At 68.7% G+C, this 16,041-nt stretch carries 17 protein-coding genes; 12 read left to right on the top strand and 5 right to left on the bottom strand.

From position 1 onward, the window contains the following. Window positions 1-79 precede the first annotated feature (79 nt). The 4 genes from F9C12_RS17435 to F9C12_RS17420 all read left to right on the top strand — a co-directional run bounded on the left by F9C12_RS17435 (window position 80) and on the right by F9C12_RS17420 (window position 2,077). Window positions 80-538: a hypothetical protein gene (locus F9C12_RS17435; protein ID WP_409466597.1), complete on the top strand. Its 459-nt coding sequence runs from the start codon at window positions 80-82 to the stop codon at window positions 536-538. A gap of 297 nt (window positions 539-835) precedes the next feature. After that, window positions 836-1,081: a hypothetical protein gene (locus F9C12_RS17430; RefSeq protein ID WP_409466596.1), complete on the top strand. Its 246-nt coding sequence runs from the start codon at window positions 836-838 to the stop codon at window positions 1,079-1,081. Then, on the top strand, window positions 1,065-1,313 hold the full coding sequence (locus F9C12_RS17425) for an AMED_5909 family protein (RefSeq protein ID WP_409466595.1): 249 nt from the start codon (window positions 1,065-1,067) through the stop codon (window positions 1,311-1,313). The genes F9C12_RS17430 and F9C12_RS17425 overlap by 17 nt, the downstream gene beginning before the upstream one ends. Before the next feature lie 545 nt (window positions 1,314-1,858). Continuing rightward, window positions 1,859-2,077 (top strand): tyrosine-type recombinase/integrase, encoded by a 219-nt coding sequence (locus tag F9C12_RS17420; protein WP_409466594.1) that lies wholly within the window; start codon window positions 1,859-1,861, stop codon window positions 2,075-2,077. Window positions 2,078-2,231: 154 nt separating this feature from the next. Here the strand turns inward: F9C12_RS17420 and glnA are convergent, their stop codons facing one another. Beyond that, the gene (glnA, locus tag F9C12_RS17415; RefSeq protein ID WP_009073253.1) at window positions 2,232-3,656 is read right to left on the bottom strand and encodes a type I glutamate--ammonia ligase; all 1,425 of its coding nucleotides are present in this window, start codon (window positions 3,654-3,656) and stop codon (window positions 2,232-2,234) included. A gap of 172 nt (window positions 3,657-3,828) precedes the next feature. On the opposite strand from glnA, the gene F9C12_RS17410 reads away from it, so the two are divergent. Beyond that, window positions 3,829-4,317: an RDD family protein gene (locus F9C12_RS17410; protein ID WP_409183031.1), complete on the top strand. Its 489-nt coding sequence runs from the start codon at window positions 3,829-3,831 to the stop codon at window positions 4,315-4,317. Window positions 4,318-4,425: 108 nt separating this feature from the next. Here F9C12_RS17410 and F9C12_RS17405 read toward each other — a convergent pair whose 3' ends face one another. Next, the gene (locus tag F9C12_RS17405) at window positions 4,426-5,154 is read right to left on the bottom strand and encodes a DUF4191 domain-containing protein (protein ID WP_409183030.1); all 729 of its coding nucleotides are present in this window, start codon (window positions 5,152-5,154) and stop codon (window positions 4,426-4,428) included. 64 nt (window positions 5,155-5,218) lie between these two features. On the opposite strand from F9C12_RS17405, the gene F9C12_RS17400 reads away from it, so the two are divergent. From F9C12_RS17400 to F9C12_RS17375, 6 genes are all read left to right on the top strand, one after another. After that, window positions 5,219-7,318, top strand: a complete 2,100-nt coding sequence (locus tag F9C12_RS17400; protein ID WP_409183029.1) for an ATP-dependent DNA helicase UvrD2 — start codon at window positions 5,219-5,221, stop codon at window positions 7,316-7,318. Between the two features lie 208 nt (window positions 7,319-7,526). After that, window positions 7,527-7,805, top strand: a complete 279-nt coding sequence (locus F9C12_RS17395) for a hypothetical protein (RefSeq protein WP_409183028.1) — start codon at window positions 7,527-7,529, stop codon at window positions 7,803-7,805. 153 nt (window positions 7,806-7,958) lie between these two features. Beyond that, a complete protein-coding gene (locus tag F9C12_RS17390; protein ID WP_409183027.1) occupies window positions 7,959-8,306 on the top strand; it encodes a WhiB family transcriptional regulator in 348 nt (115 codons plus the stop codon). Beyond that, window positions 8,303-8,566: a hypothetical protein gene (locus F9C12_RS17385; protein WP_409183026.1), complete on the top strand. Its 264-nt coding sequence runs from the start codon at window positions 8,303-8,305 to the stop codon at window positions 8,564-8,566. Before F9C12_RS17390 ends, F9C12_RS17385 begins: the two co-directional genes overlap by 4 nt. A 938-nt stretch (window positions 8,567-9,504) precedes the next feature. After that, on the top strand, window positions 9,505-10,470 hold the full coding sequence (locus F9C12_RS17380; RefSeq protein WP_409466593.1) for a class I SAM-dependent methyltransferase: 966 nt from the start codon (window positions 9,505-9,507) through the stop codon (window positions 10,468-10,470). Continuing rightward, window positions 10,467-10,649: a hypothetical protein gene (locus F9C12_RS17375; protein WP_409466592.1), complete on the top strand. Its 183-nt coding sequence runs from the start codon at window positions 10,467-10,469 to the stop codon at window positions 10,647-10,649. The genes F9C12_RS17380 and F9C12_RS17375 overlap by 4 nt, the downstream gene beginning before the upstream one ends. 607 nt (window positions 10,650-11,256) lie before the next feature. On the opposite strand, the gene F9C12_RS17370 is transcribed toward F9C12_RS17375, so the two are convergent. The 3 genes from F9C12_RS17370 to F9C12_RS17360 form a co-directional block, all read right to left on the bottom strand. Beyond that, entirely contained in the window at window positions 11,257-12,195 is a 939-nt protein-coding gene (locus F9C12_RS17370; RefSeq protein ID WP_409466591.1) for a hypothetical protein, read from the bottom strand. A 90-nt stretch (window positions 12,196-12,285) separates the two neighbouring features. Continuing rightward, window positions 12,286-13,587, bottom strand: a complete 1,302-nt coding sequence (locus F9C12_RS17365; protein ID WP_409467024.1) for an ABC1 kinase family protein — start codon at window positions 13,585-13,587, stop codon at window positions 12,286-12,288. A 103-nt stretch (window positions 13,588-13,690) separates the two neighbouring features. Next, window positions 13,691-14,776: a ThiF family adenylyltransferase gene (locus tag F9C12_RS17360; RefSeq protein ID WP_409466590.1), complete on the bottom strand. Its 1,086-nt coding sequence runs from the start codon at window positions 14,774-14,776 to the stop codon at window positions 13,691-13,693. Window positions 14,777-14,992: 216 nt separating this feature from the next. Here F9C12_RS17360 and F9C12_RS17355 point away from each other — a divergent pair, with 216 nt between their 5' ends. After that, window positions 14,993-15,502, top strand: a complete 510-nt coding sequence (locus tag F9C12_RS17355; RefSeq protein ID WP_409186779.1) for a M48 family metallopeptidase — start codon at window positions 14,993-14,995, stop codon at window positions 15,500-15,502. Window positions 15,503-16,041 lie beyond the last annotated feature (539 nt).

Below are 16,041 nucleotides of genomic sequence, written 5' to 3'. Positions count from 1 at the left end.
CGATGAAGCTCCTGGTCAGCCGATTGTGTACGTAGCCGCCAGTGAGGCGGGACACAACGGTGAAGCAGGTGAATCCAACATGGCGATCAGCAAGGGTTTTCGGTTCCCGGTCGAGTTCGATGATGCGTTCTCGCAGGGGTTGGTGATGGTTGGCGAGGTGTCGCCGGACAACGAGTACCAGTCGCGGGAGGACCGGGCGGCGGGTCGGCCTGCTCGGCAGCGGGTGGACGAGTCCACGGGCAAGCGGCAGTGGAAGGTGACGGTGACCGACCCGAGCGAGCCGAACGCGAAGCGGGCGTCGTATGAGGTGACGTTTCTGGCGGACGTTCAGCCGGTGCCGACGACTAGTGAGGTTCTGCCGGGGATGCGGCCGATCGAGCTGGAGGGGCTGACGGCGGAACCGCGCGTCGCGGGCAACGGCGAGTTCAAGTACCAGTCCTACGTCTACCGCGCGACGGGCTTCAAGGCGGTTGCGAGCGGTGGCGGGTCGAAGTCGCCGCGTTCGGCGCAGCAGGAGCAGACGGCTAAGGCCGCGTGACGGCGCTGACGGCGACCTGACTGGGAGTCGCAATGGTGACCAAGAAATCGGTGAAGGCGTGGGAGGACGCGTACCGCAAGTACGGTGCCGCATCGGAATTCGCGGCTCGTGCGGGTCAGGGCGACCACGAGGCGGCGTCTGTCATGGCGCACGCTTCGTGGGTCGTCGCTGAGGCCTGGCGGGCGATCGCGGCGGAGCGTCAAGACCTGACCTGGTGGATGTTGGCCGCGATCGAGTCCGCGGCTGAGGCATTCGAGGATCAGGCACGCCATTGGCAGCGAAAGGAAGGGCAAGACGGTGCCGTTCAACGCGACCTGGACGCCTGGCCCGGAAGCGGTGGCGGGAATGCACGTCGGTGGCCCGGAAACCCTGCCGGGCTTGGTGCTCTATCTCGACAAGGACAGCTTGGCGATCACCCCACCGACCGACCCGACGCAGTGGCGGGCGTTCGCGACGTTCCTTCGCCAACTCCGCGACGGGGCGGACCAACTGGCGGCCGTCCTCGACGCACAGGCAGGGCAGGCGCATGACGATCAAGACTGAACCGGCGACGCTGGAAGACGCGCACAACGCGGCGAGGTCCCGGCGTCCCGCATCCAATGCCGCTCGTTCGGAATGGGTGGCTTTCCATTTCACGAACGCGGGGATGTATCGGACTGTCGCGGACTATGACCGCTGGCATCACCGCGAAGCCCTGTACTGGGCGGACTACGAAGAGCGCCAGGCTAAGCGGCTTTCCTCTCCGTCCGAAGAGGAGGACTCCGGGGCGAAGTAGTCCACATTAGACGGCAAAAAATTCAACATCAGTAAGAAAAACGCACGCTCGGACGTGTGGCGATGAAGCACGTCCTCATTCAGATGTGCGTGACCCGTAAGACGCAGAAGCGGAACCCGGCTACCAACCTTGTCGCTCCTGCGCTGTCCACAACCAGCGGAAATGAACAATGACAACGCTAAACGATGACAAGCGTTGCGTGTCAACGGGGGTCACCCGGACGCGCTCCGGTTCCTGTAAGCGATTCGCGAAGTTGCTGCCCGGCGAGACCAAGTGCGCGACGTGCTCGGGCGTGCTGCCGCTCGACCTGACCTCGGTGCGGGGTGGTCGGTGATGCACATGTCGACCGGGTTTCTGATTGCGGCCCTTGGGTTCTTGGGCCTTGGTGTGTGGGTGCTGCACAAGATCGGCCGGGCGCTGGCGTCCGTGCGCGAGATCTTGGCGGCTGCTGCGGTGGTGTTTGTCGCCCTGTGGTGGTTTGCAACCAGCTTCACCGGCACTCGTTCAACCACCACACCTGGAAACCCGCTCTTCGGGAGGCAGGGGTGGAAGCGCCAGGCCGGGCCGAGGGGTTTCACGCGCTCCGGCATTTCTACGCTTCGGCGTTGCTCGACGCGGGGGAGAGCATCCGGGCGCTAGCCGAATACATCGGTCATGCCGATCCGGCGTTCACTCTCCGCGTCTACACGCACCTCCTGCCGACGAGTTCAGAGCGGACCCGGCGGGCCATCGATGAGGTGTTCCGCCGGAAAGACGCCGCGTGAAACGACAAGGGCACAAAGAACGGGACGGCGGTCGGGGAATCCCCTCGACCGCCGTCCCGTGTCTTGTGGGTCGTCACCTGCTGACCTTCACGGCCTGGCGACGGCCTGGCTGGGGCTCGGGCCAGTGAAACCCCTGGTCACAGCCTCGCGCTGATCACACGTCGTAGTACAGCGAGAACTCGTACGGGTGCGGGCGAAGCCGCAGCGGGTCGATTTCGTTTTCGCGCTTGTACTGGATCCACGTTTCGATCACGTCGGGCGTGAAGACGCCGCCCTCGAGCAGGTAGTCGTGGTCCTGCTCCAGGGTGTCCAGCACGGTGCCCAGGTCGCCCGGGACCAGCTTGACGTTCTTGGCCTCCTCGGGCGGCAGCTCGTAGAGGTCCTTGTCGATCGGCTCCGGCGGCTCGATCTTGTTCTTGATGCCGTCGAGCCCGGCCATCATCATCGCCGAGAACGCGAGGTACGGGTTGCCCGACGAGTCCGGGCAGCGGAACTCGGCGCGCTTGGCCTTCGCGTTGTTGCCGGTGATCGGGATGCGCACGCAGGCGGAGCGGTTGCGCTGCGAGTACACCAGGCTGACCGGCGCCTCGAAGCCCGGCACCAGGCGGTGGTAGGAGTTCACCGTCGGGTTGGTGAAGGCCAGCAGGCTCGGCGCGTGCTTGAGCAGGCCGCCGATGTAGTGCCGCGCCGTGTCGGACAGGCCCGCGTAGCCGGACTCGTCGTGGAACAGCGGCTGGCCGTCCTTCCACAGCGACTGGTGGCAGTGCATGCCCGAGCCGTTGTCGCCGGCGAGCGGCTTCGGCATGAACGTCGCGGTCTTGCCCGCGGCGAACACGGTGTTCTTCACGATGTACTTGAACAGCTGCAGGTCGTCGGCAGCGTGCAGCAGCGTGTTGAACTTGTAGTTGATCTCCGTCTGGCCCGCGGTGCCCACCTCGTGGTGCGCGCGCTCGATCTCGAAGCCGGAGTTCGTCAGCTGGCGGACGATGTCGTCGCGCAGGTCGGCGAAGTGGTCGACCGGCGGGACGGGGAAGTAGCCGCCCTTGAACCGCGTCTTGTAGCCCTGGTTGCCGCCCTCGGTGTCGGCGCCGGTGTTCCACCAGCCCTCGATCGAGTCGATCTCGTGGAACGACAGGTGCTCGGCGTCCTCGAAGCGGACCGAGTCGAAGATGTAGAACTCCGCCTCCGGGCCGAAGTACACGTTGTCGGCGACGCCGTACTCCGAGATGTACTGCTCGGCCTTGCGCGCGATGTTGCGCGGGTCGCGGCTGTAGGCCTCGCGGGTGAACGGGTCGTGCACGAAGAAGTTCAGCGAGAGCGTCTTCGCCTTGCGGAACGGGTCGATCCGCGCCGTCTCGGGGTCCGGCAGCAGCAGCATGTCGGACTCGTGGATCGACTGGAAGCCGCGCACCGAGGAGCCGTCGAAGGCGAGACCCTCTTCGTACGCCTCCAGGTCGAACGCCTTCGCGGGCACCGTGAAGTGCTGCATGACGCCCGGCAGGTCGCAGAACCTGACGTCGATGGACTCCACCTTCTCATCTGCGATGAGGCGCTGAATGTCGTCTGGAGTAGTGGGCACCCTCGGTGACTCCTTCTCGTTCGTTACCGGCGGCTGTACTCTCTTCGGCTCACGCTAAGAGGGCGGTGTTGCCCGACCGTCACCCGAATGTTTCGCCGGTGTTAACGGGCCGCCGTCCGTGCCCAGTCGACCAGGCCGGATGTGGTCCGCGCCACCGGCATACCCTGGACGGGTGGCGAGATGGACGGGTGAATGGCTGCCGGGCGTCGGCGACGGCTCCACCGCGGCGGGTCCGCGCGAGGCCCCGAAGTGGCGCGGCGAATCGATGGGCCTGCCCGAATCCGGCGTGGGCGCGGTGGCCGGCGGCGGTTCGCGGTTCCTCGCGCTCGTGCTCGACCTGGTGCTCGCGTCCCTGATCACGGCCCTGTTCGTGCGCTATGACCTGCAGAACGCCGCCGCGATGCAGACGTTCAACCTCTGGGCGGGCGCGGTCTGGGCGGTCATCACGGTCATCCCGGTCACGTTCTTCGGCTTCACTCCCGGCATGGCGGCACTGGGCATCCGGGTGGCCCGTCTGGACGGGGCGGCGATGGTCGGCCCCTGGCGCGCGCTGGTGCGGATGGTGCTGACCGCGCTGCTGCTCCCGCCGCTCGTGCGCAACGCCGACGGCCGCAACTGGCTCGACCGAGCGACCAACACGGTCGTCATCCGGATGCGCTGACGCTGGTCCGAGCGCCGGAGCGGCCGACGCCAGGAACCGCAAACCCGCACCCGCGAACGCGAAGAACCCCCGGTCGGCAACAGACCGGGGGTTCTCGACAAGCAAGCGTCAGCGACGGCGGATGGTGCGCTGCACGTTCCGCATCTTCGCGCCCGCGGGCATCGGGCCCTTCGGCATCGCCGCGCCGCGCGAGCCGAGGGCGGCCAGCTTCGCTTCGAGGGCGTCGACCTGGGCCGGCTTGAGGTTGCGCGGCAGCTTCGCCAGGTGCGACTGCAGCTTCTTGAGCGGCACCTGCTTGTCGTCGTGGCCGATCGTCACGTCGTAGATCGGGGTGTCGCCGACCAGCCGGGACACGCGCTTCTTCTCCTGCGCGAGCAGGCTCTTCACCCGGTGCGGGGCGCCCTCGGCCACGAGGATCACGCCGGGGTGGCCGAGCACGCGGTGGACGGCGTCGAGCTGGGTCGTGGCGGCGACGGTCGGCGTGACCTTCCACTTGCCGCGCATGTTCTCCAGCGCCCAGGCCCCCGCGCCGGGCTGGCCGTCGGCCTTCCCGTAGACCGTGCGCTGCACGCGCCTGCCGAAGATGATCACGGCGAGCAGGATCCCGAGCACGATGCCCAGCGGCAGCAGCGTCCACTGGATGTCGAAAAGGAAGCCGATGCCGAACAGCACACCGGCGACCACCACGATCGAACCGACCATCCAGGGGATGAGCATCGGGTCTTCGCGGCGCTGCATCTTGAACGCCTCGAACAGCTGCCCGCGCCGGGCCTTGCTCGCAGCGCGCTTTTCCCGCTTGGCCTGCTTGGCCGCTTCCTTGTCCTGCTTGCCCGCCATATGACCAGGATACGGCCGCGTGCCCGGCCGGGAATCCGTCGGCCCCCTCTGCGAGGATCGCGGGGTGGCCATCGCATCGTCTCCCCAGAGCCGGCAGAGCCGCGCGAGCCTGCTCGACGGGCTTGATCCCGAACAGCGCGCCGCCGCGGCGGCCCCCCGCGGCCCGGTGTGCGTCCTCGCCGGCGCGGGCACCGGAAAGACCCGGACGATCACGCACCGCATCGCCCACCTGGTCCGATCGGGCCACGTCGCGGCCGGACAGGTACTGGCTGTCACCTTCACCACGCGCGCGGCGGGGGAGATGCGCACCCGGCTGCGCGGCCTCGGGGTCGACGCGGCGCAGGCGCTGACCTTCCACGCCGCCGCCCGCCGTCAGCTCCGCTACTTCTGGCCGCGGGTCGTCGGCGACCGGCCGTGGGATCTGATCGACAACAAGTTCCGGCTCGTCGCGCAGGCCGCCCAGCGCGTCCGGCTGAGCACCGAGACCGAAGTGCTGCGCGACCTGGCGAGCGAGATCGAGTGGAGCAAGGCGTCGCTCGTCTCGCCGGACGACTACCCATCGGTCGCCGCGCGGATGCAGCGCGACACTCCCGCGCCGGTCGCGCAGGTCGCCGAGGTCTACCGCTGGTACGAGGAGCTGAAGACGAACGCGCAGGTCCTCGACTTCGACGACCTGCTCCTGCAGACCACCGCGGTGCTGGAGAAGCACGAGGCGGTCGCGGCCGAGTTCCGCGACCGGTACCGCTGCTTCGTGGTCGACGAGTACCAGGACGTCACGCCGCTGCAGCAGCGGCTGCTCGACGCGTGGCTCGGCGGCCGCGACGACCTCACCGTCGTCGGCGACGCCAACCAGACCATCTACTCCTTCGGCGGTGCCTCGCCGAAGTCGCTGCTGGAGTTCACGCGGCGGTTCCCGGAGGCGACCGTCGTGCGCCTCGAACGCGACTACCGGTCCACGCCGCAGGTCGTCGCGCTCGCGAACCGCGTGATCGGCGCCGCGCGCGGACGTCCGGCCGGGTCGCGGCTGAAGCTCGTGGGGCAGCGGCCGGACGGTCCGGAGCCGCGGTTCGCCGAGTACGAGGACGAGGCCGCCGAGGCCAGCGCGGTCGCGCGCCGGGTCCGCGAGCTGCTTGACGCGGACGTGCCGGCGAGCGAGATCGCGGTGCTGTTCCGGGTGAACGCGCAGTCGGAGGCGTACGAGCAGGCGCTCACCGAGGCCGGAATCCCGTACCTGGTCCGCGGCGGCGAGCGGTTCTTCCAGCGCACCGAGGTGCGGCAGGCGATGGCGGCCCTGCGCACGGCGTCGATGGAGCCCACCTCGCTGGAACTGGTCACCGCGGTGCGTTCGGTGCTCGCGCGGGTCGGGCTCACCGAGCAGCCGCCGTCGGGCGGAGCGGCGAAGGAGCGGTGGGACGCGCTGCTCGCGCTGGTGGAGCTGGCCGAGGAGCTGGCGGCGTCGGTCGAGGATGCGGACTTGCCGCGCTTCGTCGCGGAACTTGAACAACGCGCGGCGGCCCAGCACCCGCCAACCGTCGAGGGTGTCACGCTCGCGTCGCTGCACGCGGCGAAGGGCCTCGAGTGGGACGCGGTGTTCCTCGTCGGGCTGTCCGAGGGCACGATGCCGATCCTGCACGCGGACGGCGACGACGCCGCGATCGAAGAGGAACGGCGGCTGTTCTACGTCGGCGTCACGCGGGCCCGGGAGCACCTGTCGCTGTCGTGGTCGCTCTCGCGCGGGCCGGGCCGGGGACGCAACCGGCGCCGGTCGCGGTTCCTGTACGGGCTGATTCCGGAGGATCACCCGGCGGCGCGCGTCGCCCGTTCGCAGCAGGTGGCGAAGCCCGGGTCGAACGCAGCCCGCTGCCGGCTGTGCGGCGGTCCGCTGGTGCAGACCATGGAGGTCAAGCTGGGGCGGTGCGGGAAGTGCCCGTCCACAGTGGATGAGGATTTGCTGGAGAAGCTGAAGACGTGGCGCGGGGAGCGTTCGCGGGAGTTGAAAGTCCCGGCGTTCGTCGTGTTCACTGACGCGACGCTGATGGCGATCGCCGAGCAACGCCCGACCGACGACGGCGCGCTGGTGTCGATCTCCGGGATCGGCGCGACGAAGCTCGAGCGGTTCGGGGCCGAGGTGCTCGACGTCGTCCGGTCGTCGATGCGATCTTGACCGCGTCTTCGCGGTGATAGATGCGGCGAACCTGCAGCTCGGGGGCGATCTTCAGCTTTTCGGCAGAGATTTGGGAAAATAAGTTGCCCCGGTTGCGCCGGGGCGCATAACCTGCGTAGGCACCCGGGCGAGAGCCCGGTCTGGGGAAGAACACGACGGTTGCCGCCTCGAGCGGCGCAGTCCGACAGAGAAAGGCGGTGCCGGTGAAATGATCAGCAATCTGATGTACGCGAACCCTGGCACCGGTCTGCCTGTCTGCACGACCGTTGACGCCCCGCGCCAGGGCACCGGTGTGTCCACGTTCGCGCACATCGACGGAACGCGTCGTCACATCGACGGTTTGCGTCGCATCGAGCGCAACGGGGCCCCGGCCGGCATCACTCTCGCGAGCGCCGCCGTTGTTGCCGCGTACCCGCAGGTTGATGTCGATCTGCCGACCATCAAGCAGTTCCGTGTTCCGTTGTCGATACGGGAGCGAAGTTCCTGACCTGACGTCAGGACTCAAGGCTCACGAAGGCCGCGGAACCGGTAACCGGATCCGCGGCCTTCGTGTTTTTGTGGCTGCACAACAAGAAGGAACAAGTTGTCCAGTTCGATCGCCCACCGCCACACCACCACCGCATCGCAAAGGAGCATGGAAATGTCATCCGCCATCGCCCTCGCCGAGGGCCCCTTAGCCGAAGGGCTCGACATCGGCGACCTGCTCGACGGGGTCGCCGAGCCGGAACTCCCCTGCCGCTCGCGAGACGCGGACCTGTGGTTCGCCGAATCGCCCGCGGAACTCGAGCGGGCCAAGGCTTTCTGCGCCGCCTGCCCGGTCCGCGAGGCCTGCCTCGCGGGAGCACTCGCCCGGCGTGAGCCGTGGGGTGTCTGGGGAGGAGAAATCTTCGAACGCGGCGCGGTGATCGCCCGCAAGCGGCCCCGCGGCCGCCCGCGCAAGAACGCCGCCCTCGAACCCGCCGCAGCAGCCCGGAGCGCAGCCGCATGACCGTCGACCTCATCACCACGCGCGATTTCGAGGCCCGCACCGGAAAACCGGTCCGCGTGCAGCCGAAACCCAAGCAGAACAAGCTTCAGGAGACCACGAAGATGTTGCTTCACGAAGAACTGTCCCGAGCACGAATACGAGACCTGATAACCGAACACGAAGCCCAACGCCCATGGCGCAAGGCACGAGCCGCCCGCCGCTGGTCGCGGGTAGCCCGCTGGGCGACCAGCCGAGCGGAGCGATACCAACCACCTAACTAATGCGGGTGGGCTCGGTTAGGCGGGGCCTGGGTTTCGACCTGGCGTCTGGCCTGATCAGCCGCTGTGTCCGGGAGTCGGTGCCCGCCAGCCAGGATTGCCTCCAGTCCTGGCTGGCGGGTGTCGGCCGTTCGGGTTTGCCTCTAATGCGGTGCGCTCGGTCGGGCGGGTCTGGTTTCTGGCTCGGCTGTAGCCTGATCGGCCGTTTTGGTCGGGGAGTCGGTGCCTGCGGTCTGGTGGTGAGTGCCAGCTGTCCGGGTTCGCTGCTAATGCGGCGCGTTCGGTCGGGCGGGTCTGGTTTCTGGCCCGGCCGTGGCCTGGTCGGCCGTTTTGGTCGGGGAGTCGGTGCCTGCGGTCTGGTGGTGAGTGCCAGCTGTCCGGGTTCGCTGCTAATGCGGCGCGTTCGGTCGGGCGGGTCTGGTTTCTGGCCCGGCCGTGGCTGATCGGCCGTTTTGGTCGGGAAGCTGGTGCCCGCGGTCAGGAGTGCCTTCAGTCCTGGCTGGCGGGTGTCGGCCGTTTGGCTTTGCTGCTAGTGCGGCGCGTTCGGTCGGGCGGGCCTGGTTTCTGGCCCGGCTGTAGCCTGATCGGCCGTTGTGTCCGGAGTGGGTGTCCGCGGCATGGATTGCCTCCAGTCCTCGCCGCGGAGCACCGGTCGTCCGGATTTCGCCGATTCCGGGTCGGTTCCGGCGAGCCAGCTCCGGTGTCCAGTTGCGCGGCGAAGCTCAAGGCCGGGGCCTCGACTGGGTGCCCGTCGTATGGCCATGAGCCGTGGGGCCTGGGATCAGGTCTCACTCGATCCAACCGTCCGTCGATTTCGCGAGCAGGCGCTTAGCCCAAGAGCGTCCGCGGCACGACTTAGCCGGAACGAGCCTGGAAGGTCCGTCGGGGGATCGTCCAGGCTCGTTCTCGTCCCGGACCGCGGACGGGTGTTCAATGAGCCCGTGTCCGGACATACGCACGACCACATCGACTGGGCCGACCAGCTCGCCCTCCTCCGCGCGGCCGATACCCTCGACGCTCCCGCCCAGGCCGCCATCGCCGCACGCCTCGCCGCGAAACTCCCCGCCAATCCGACGGTGATCGACCTGGGTTGCGGAGCCGGCGGGATGAGCACCCACTTCGCCCAAGCCCTGGCCGCCCGCGATGGTGGCACCATCGTCCTGGTCGACGCGACTCCCGAACTGCTTCACGAAGCCGAACTCGCCGTCCGCGCCGCCGCCGGTGTGCAGAACGGCTCGGCGCACACCAATGGTCGGGTGCTCAACCTAAGTACTGAGCCATCGAGCCCGGATTCCGCAGCAACAGCGGGCACCGCCTCGACAGTCGAGGTCCAGGCGGTTGTCGCCGACCTCGCGGACAGCTCCCTGCCCGACTTGCTGCCCACCGCGGATCTCGTATGGGCGTCGCGAGTCGTGCACCACCTCCCGGACCAACAGTCCGCGATTGGCACGCTTACCGCAGTCGCGAGGTCGGGCGGCGTAGTCGCGCTAGCTGAGGGTGGGTTGTCTTTTTCTTGCCTCCCTTGGGATCTCGGACTCGGACGGCCCGGCCTAGAGGACCGGTTGCAGGCCGCGCAGGCTGAATGGTTCGTCGGAATGCGCGAGGGCATCGACGGTGCCGTGCCGATGCCCTACGGCTGGACAGTCGCGCTCGAACGCGCCGGACTCGCTGACGTCAGCTCGTTCAGCGCGCTGGTGGACCACCCCGCCCCTGGGCCGGACGGTCTCACCGACTACGTGCACCACCACCTTTCCCGTCTCGCGACGCACGGTGCCGAGAACCTCTCGGACGAAGACCGCTCGACGCTCGCTGCCCTGCTCGACCCGGACAGCCCTCACTACCTCGGCAACCGTCGAGACCTCTTCCTGCTCGGCGTACGCACCGTGCACCACGGACGCCGACCATGACCGCGCCCGACCCCACCTGCTCACGGTGCGGCCGAGCCCGCGCCGCCGAAACCGATCCGCTCGCGACCCTGGCCTGGGTGAGCACCAAGGAAAACGGCGAACAACGCTGGCTCTGCCCGGACTGCGCGCGCACCCATGTCCGGGACATCGAGGGCAAGCTGCCCGACGAGTACTGGTGACAGAACTGGACGCGCAACCAGATCCGGGCCGCAGGCTGGCGAGCGTTCGGGCCGGGTTGCGTGTAGCCCTGTCTGGATGGCTGCGCGCCCAGGCCCGGGACGCGGACTGGCGGGCGAACGTTCAGGCCGGGTTGGGTGAGGCCCGGACTCGATCGGCTGCGCGACCGGGTTTTGGGACTCTGGCTGGTGAGGGTCCGGGTTGGGTGAAGTCCTGTCTGGATGGGTTGCGTGACCAGGTCCGATGCGCGGGCTGGCGAGCGGGCGGGTCCCGGACGCGCCCGACCCGAATCCGGCGCACCGGCAGCGATCGGCCTTGCGGATGCCCGGGCGTCCCGGATTGGATGGAGCCGGTCTTGGCGTGACTGCGGCAGTGCGCGTGGTGAATACTGGTCGCTGGATTGCGGCCGCAGCTACGACGCGATCGCGGGCCCGATGCCTCGCCCGGCCGGATCCCCGCCCTGAGCGCAACCAGGTCTGGAGGGCCGAAGCAGATTGCCGCCCTGGTATCGCCGAATGCCAGCCACGTTCGCGGCGTTGAAGGGGCGAGGGCTGTCTGGAGCGCTAATGGCAAGCAACGACTCCACCCAATCCGTGCCTCAGGTTCGAGTCATGCGGCACTTCCTGTCTTGTAGACGGCGCGCACTTTCGGGCGGGGAGTGCGCGCCGCGTGGCGGTAGGCGTTCAGGAGTTCTGTGCTCATCTCCTCTGGGGATTCCCGGAGTTGGCGTGGGGTGCACCGGAACAGCACGGTGCCGGTCGCGGCTAGGGCTAGGTGGCTGAAGTCTTCCGGGCCCGCCGCGGTGCGGTAGCGCCATGCCAGGCCGATTTCGTCCCACCAAGCGTCTGCGGTGCCGAGTCGGCGGCCGCGGCGGTCGCAGACTGCTACGTTCCATTGCGGGGTCGGCAGCGGGGTTCGTTGGAGGACCCGGAGTGCTTGCCCGTGCGCGAAGGTTTCTTGGTCGTCGAGATTGCGCAGAACCGTGCGTACGGCTGCTGAACCGCGCTGGTTTCCCGTGTTCAGTTCGGTCGTCAGTTCGGCGCGGTCTGCCAGGCCCCAATACAACGGCAGCGAGACCAGTCTCGCGATCTCGTCCGGGTCGTTTTCCCGCCGGGCAAGGTCTAGTGCGGCGCGGGCGGCGCTTGTGTAGGGCAGGCCGTCGATCACGATGGCTTCGGGCATCCGGGCGGTGCGGTACGTGATGACGCTCGGTTCGTTGGCCGGCCTTCGGTTGTGCGGCACCAAAAGATGGATCTCCGGCGTGCGCGGATGGCTGATTCCGTGCGCGCACAACGCATCCGTGCCGGTGATGATGGTTCCGCGTCCGTACCGGGCAACGGCTGCGTGCAGGAGTTCTTCTCGGCTCGGAGGTTTGTCGTGCACGAGGTACACGCCGGAGTACACCTGTCGCCACGGGCCGCCCGGGCCGGAGAGCTGTGCGGCTCTTCGGTCTGAGATTCCCGCGACCCGCAGGTGCCGCCGGTGGAGTACGCCGTGGGAAACAAGATCGCCGAAAGCGAGGGAGTCAGTGCTCGTCGTAGTCGTCATACTTCGAGAATGACGCGTTGATCAACTCCGCGAAAGCACCCTGCGCAATCTGTGGACAACTCAGCATTGTCCACCCGGCTTGTGGATAACTCAGGCGGCGAACCCGGGCTGCCAGCGTTCCACGATGCCGCGAGCGGGGATCTCGGCGTCGAGCTGGCAGAGGATGCCCGTCGAGCCCGCGGTGACCCGGTGGATCATCAGGTACTCCGGCGGCAGGTTCAGCGAGCGGCCGACGTGGAAATCATTGCTGCGCGAGTCGCCGACGCGGCCCGCCTGCCGCTGCATCCAGCGGCGCGTGAAGTGGAACGTCGGCTCTGCCAGCGGCTCGGTGAACGGCGCGAGGTAGGCCAGCACCTCGTCCGCTTTCAGCGACGAATCTGCCCGCACGAAACGGTTCTCGCGCAACAGCCGCATCAGTTCGGCGGAGTGTCCGTCGAGGGCGAGCCGGGTGATTTCGCCCAGGTGCCGCGGGATTCCGTGCGGCAGCTTCGCGACCCCGCCGAAGTCGATGACGCACAGCCTGCCGTCGCTGGTGAGCATGAAGTTGCCGGGGTGCGGGTCGGAGTGCAGCAAGTGTGCCCGCGCCGGCGACGAGTAGTGGAACTCGGCGAGCAGCCGCCCGGCGAGGTTGCGGGTGGCCGGGTCGCCGTCCGAGATGATCTTGGCCAGCGGAGTGCCGGTGGCCCACTCGCTGACCACCACCTTCGGCGCGCTCGCCACGACGCGCGGGATCAGGAATTCGGGGTCGCCCTCGAACGCCTTCGCGAACGCGCGCTGGTTGTCGGCCTCGGCGAGGTAGTCGAGTTCCTCGTCCATCCGCTCGGCCAGCTCGGTGAGCAGCGGCTTCACGTCGGTGCCGGGGATGAAAGCCTGGAACAGCCTGCTGAAGCGCTGCAACTGGCGCAGGTCGCTGCGCAGCGCCTCGTCCGCGCCCGGGTACTGGACCTTGACCGCTACCTCGCGCCCGTCGTGCCACGTCGCGCGGTGCACCTGGCCGATGCTCGCGGAGGCGGCCGGCTCGTCGTCGAAGTGCGCGAACCGGCCCACCCAGGACCGGCCGAGCTGCTCGGCGAGCACGCGGTGGGTCTGCCGGGCAGGCATCGGCGGCGCGGCCGACTGCAGCTTCGTGAGCGCCTCCCGGTATGGCTGCGCCATGTCGTCCGGCACCGCGGCCTCGAACACGCTCAGGGCCTGCCCGAACTTCATCGCGCCGCCCTTGAGCGTGCCCAGCACCTCGAACAGCTGCTCAGCGGCCTTGGCGGAGAGCGTCGCGCTCACCTGCTCAGCGCTCTGCCCCGCCAGTCGCTTGCCCCAGCCGCCCACCGCTCGTCCGGCGATGCCGAGAGGAAGGCTCGCCAGCTTCGCGGTTCGGGCCGCGCCGCGGCGCGGCATGGCGGAATCGCGGTCTCCGGTACGGTCGCGAAAGTCGGTCACTCTGCGATTCTGCCTTGGCGAGCACGAAGCCCGCAGCTTGCTGACGGCACCCAGGTGTGTGCTACGTCTCTTGCGGCACCTCCTCGGCAGCCTCCTCCGCCGGTGCGGGGCCTTCCTCGACGGGAACGGGCGCTCCGCAGCCGCAGTCCGGGTGCGGCTCCCAGACCCGGCGGTGCACCTTTCCGTCGAAGTTGTCGATCTCGAGCGTGGCGTTCCAAGCCGGCGGCGGGGTTTCGCTCGGAGACAGCAGCCGCATCGCCTGCGCGACGGCGAGCGAGGCGCACGCGTGCACGGCGCCGAGGTCAGCCCGCGGGACCCGGCCTACCAGCTGCGTCGCGATCCTCGGCCACGACAGATCCGCGTCGGTCCGGTGCAGGTCGCAGCAGCGGAGGCAGGCGCTGCGACCGGGCACCACGAGCGGACCGACGATGCCCGTGCCCTCGCACACCCGGACCGGCAGGTGCGAGGTGGCCGAGTCGACCAGTTCGGCCACTTCTTCCGGCGGCGGGACGAGCGTGTCGGTGAGTAGAACGAGATCGGGGAGGCGGCGCTGGTTGCGGGCGGTGGTGACGTCGGGCGCTACTCGGGCGACGACGGTCCGGATCGCCCGTTGCCTTGGTTGGCCCAGCTCAGCGGGGGTGAACCCGGAACCGAGATCGGCTTCGGTGACCGTGCCGGACGCGCGGATGTCGAGGTGCCCGACCCCGGACGTCGCGAGCAGCGCGGCGACTGCCACGGCGATCCGTCCGCTGCCGTGGACCGCGATGAGGCTTTGCCAGCGCCGGTCCGTGAGCGCTGGCTGGTAGTGCCGGGCCCGCAGCGACCACAAGCCGGTCTCGACCCGTTTCATGTTCTTCTTCGCCGCTTCGGTGACCAGGCCGAGCGCGGTCAGTTGCTTCAGCAGCAGGTGGAACTGGTCCCGGTGTTCGCCTACAGCGAGCAGGACGGCGTCGAGCGCGCGGCGTCCGTCGAGCCTGCGCACGCTGTCGACAATCGCCGCGGGCAGGCCGCCGGCGATGACGCCGTGGCGGGGGTCGAGGCCGAACTGGATCTCGTCGCCGTCGCGTTCGAGCACGTGGAGGCCCGGAAGCAACGTCGGATAGGCCGGGAGGAGCACGTCCGGCGGCGGAACACTGGACAAGGTCATGCGGCCAGCTTGGCAGCTCCGGAATGCCACTCGCGGGTGAGAAGCTGAGTTGTCCACAGGGAAATCTTGTTGTGGACAAGTCCGGGCTGTGACCTTTCGGCGCTCCAAGTTGTCGGTGCTGAGCCTTACCGTTGTCGGGTGGTCGAAGCACGGACGCCCTCGCTGAGGGGCAGGGGCGAAAACGCCCCGTCGGACACTTCTCAACACAAGGTCGAGGTGCGGCGCAGCCAGCGCAGGCACCGGACGGTCACCGCGTACTGGAATGACGACACCCTGGTCGTCCTGATCCCGGCACGGATGACGCGCAAGGAAGAGAAACACTGGGTCGCGGAGATGGAGCGCAGGCTGCTGCGCTCGGGAGGACGGAAGGCAGCGCCGCCCAAGGCGCCGGACGCGGCGTTGCTGGCGCGCTGCGCGATGCTCGGGGCGAAGTACCTGGACGGGAAGGCGCTGCCGGCCAGCGTGCGGTGGGTGCCGCCGATGCGGACGAGGTGGGCGTCGTGCACTCCGGTGGACGCGACGATCCGGGTCAGCGAGCGGCTTCAGCGGGTGCCGCAGTGGGTGCTGGATTACGTGCTGGTCCATGAGCTGGCGCACCTCCGGGAGCCGGGGCACGACGCGGCGTTCTGGGAGCTGGTGAACCGGTATCCGAAGACGGAACGGGCGATCGGGTATTTGGAGGGGCTTTCGGCGGCTGCTGGGTGGGGGATTTCGGTGGAGGACTGAGTCTGGGTCTGGGGTGGCTGGGTCGGGGAGGGGTGGCTGGGCAGGCGGGTGGGGATGGTTCGGGCAGGGAGGCGACGGCGGCTCCGGGCGTGCTGGGCGGCCCAGGGATGGGCAGGAGAGGGCTGCGCGGGGCGGGCGGCGGCTTCGCGGACGATCGGGGGGTTGTGCGGACGGGAGCAGCTGGCTGGGGCTGGGCGCGTGTGCCGGAGGGATGGGTGGTGGTCGCGGCTGGGAGGGGCCCAGAAGGCGTCTGCGGTGGAGCCGTCGGGGACAGCTGGGGGAGAAGTTGTGGATAGCACCGCCGGATGGAGCCGTGAAAGGTAGCGGTGGGGAGTTGTTGTGGGGAGGCGGCCGTTGGAGTGAACGGCAGCGATGGGGAGGAGTTGCGGGGAGACGGCGGACGGATCGGCCCGTGGACGGCAGCGGTTGGGCGGGATTCGTGGACCGCGGTGGCTGGCTGGAGCGGTGAACGGCAGAGGCGATGGAGTGGACAGAGGCGGTGGGGTGGAGTCCCGGACGGCGGCGATGGGTGAAGCGGT

Origin of the sequence: Amycolatopsis sp. GA6-003, assembly GCF_046267895.1 — a bacterium.
Taxonomy (GTDB): Bacteria; Actinomycetota; Actinomycetes; order Mycobacteriales; family Pseudonocardiaceae; genus Amycolatopsis.
This window is presented reverse-complemented; position numbering and strand designations above follow the sequence as displayed.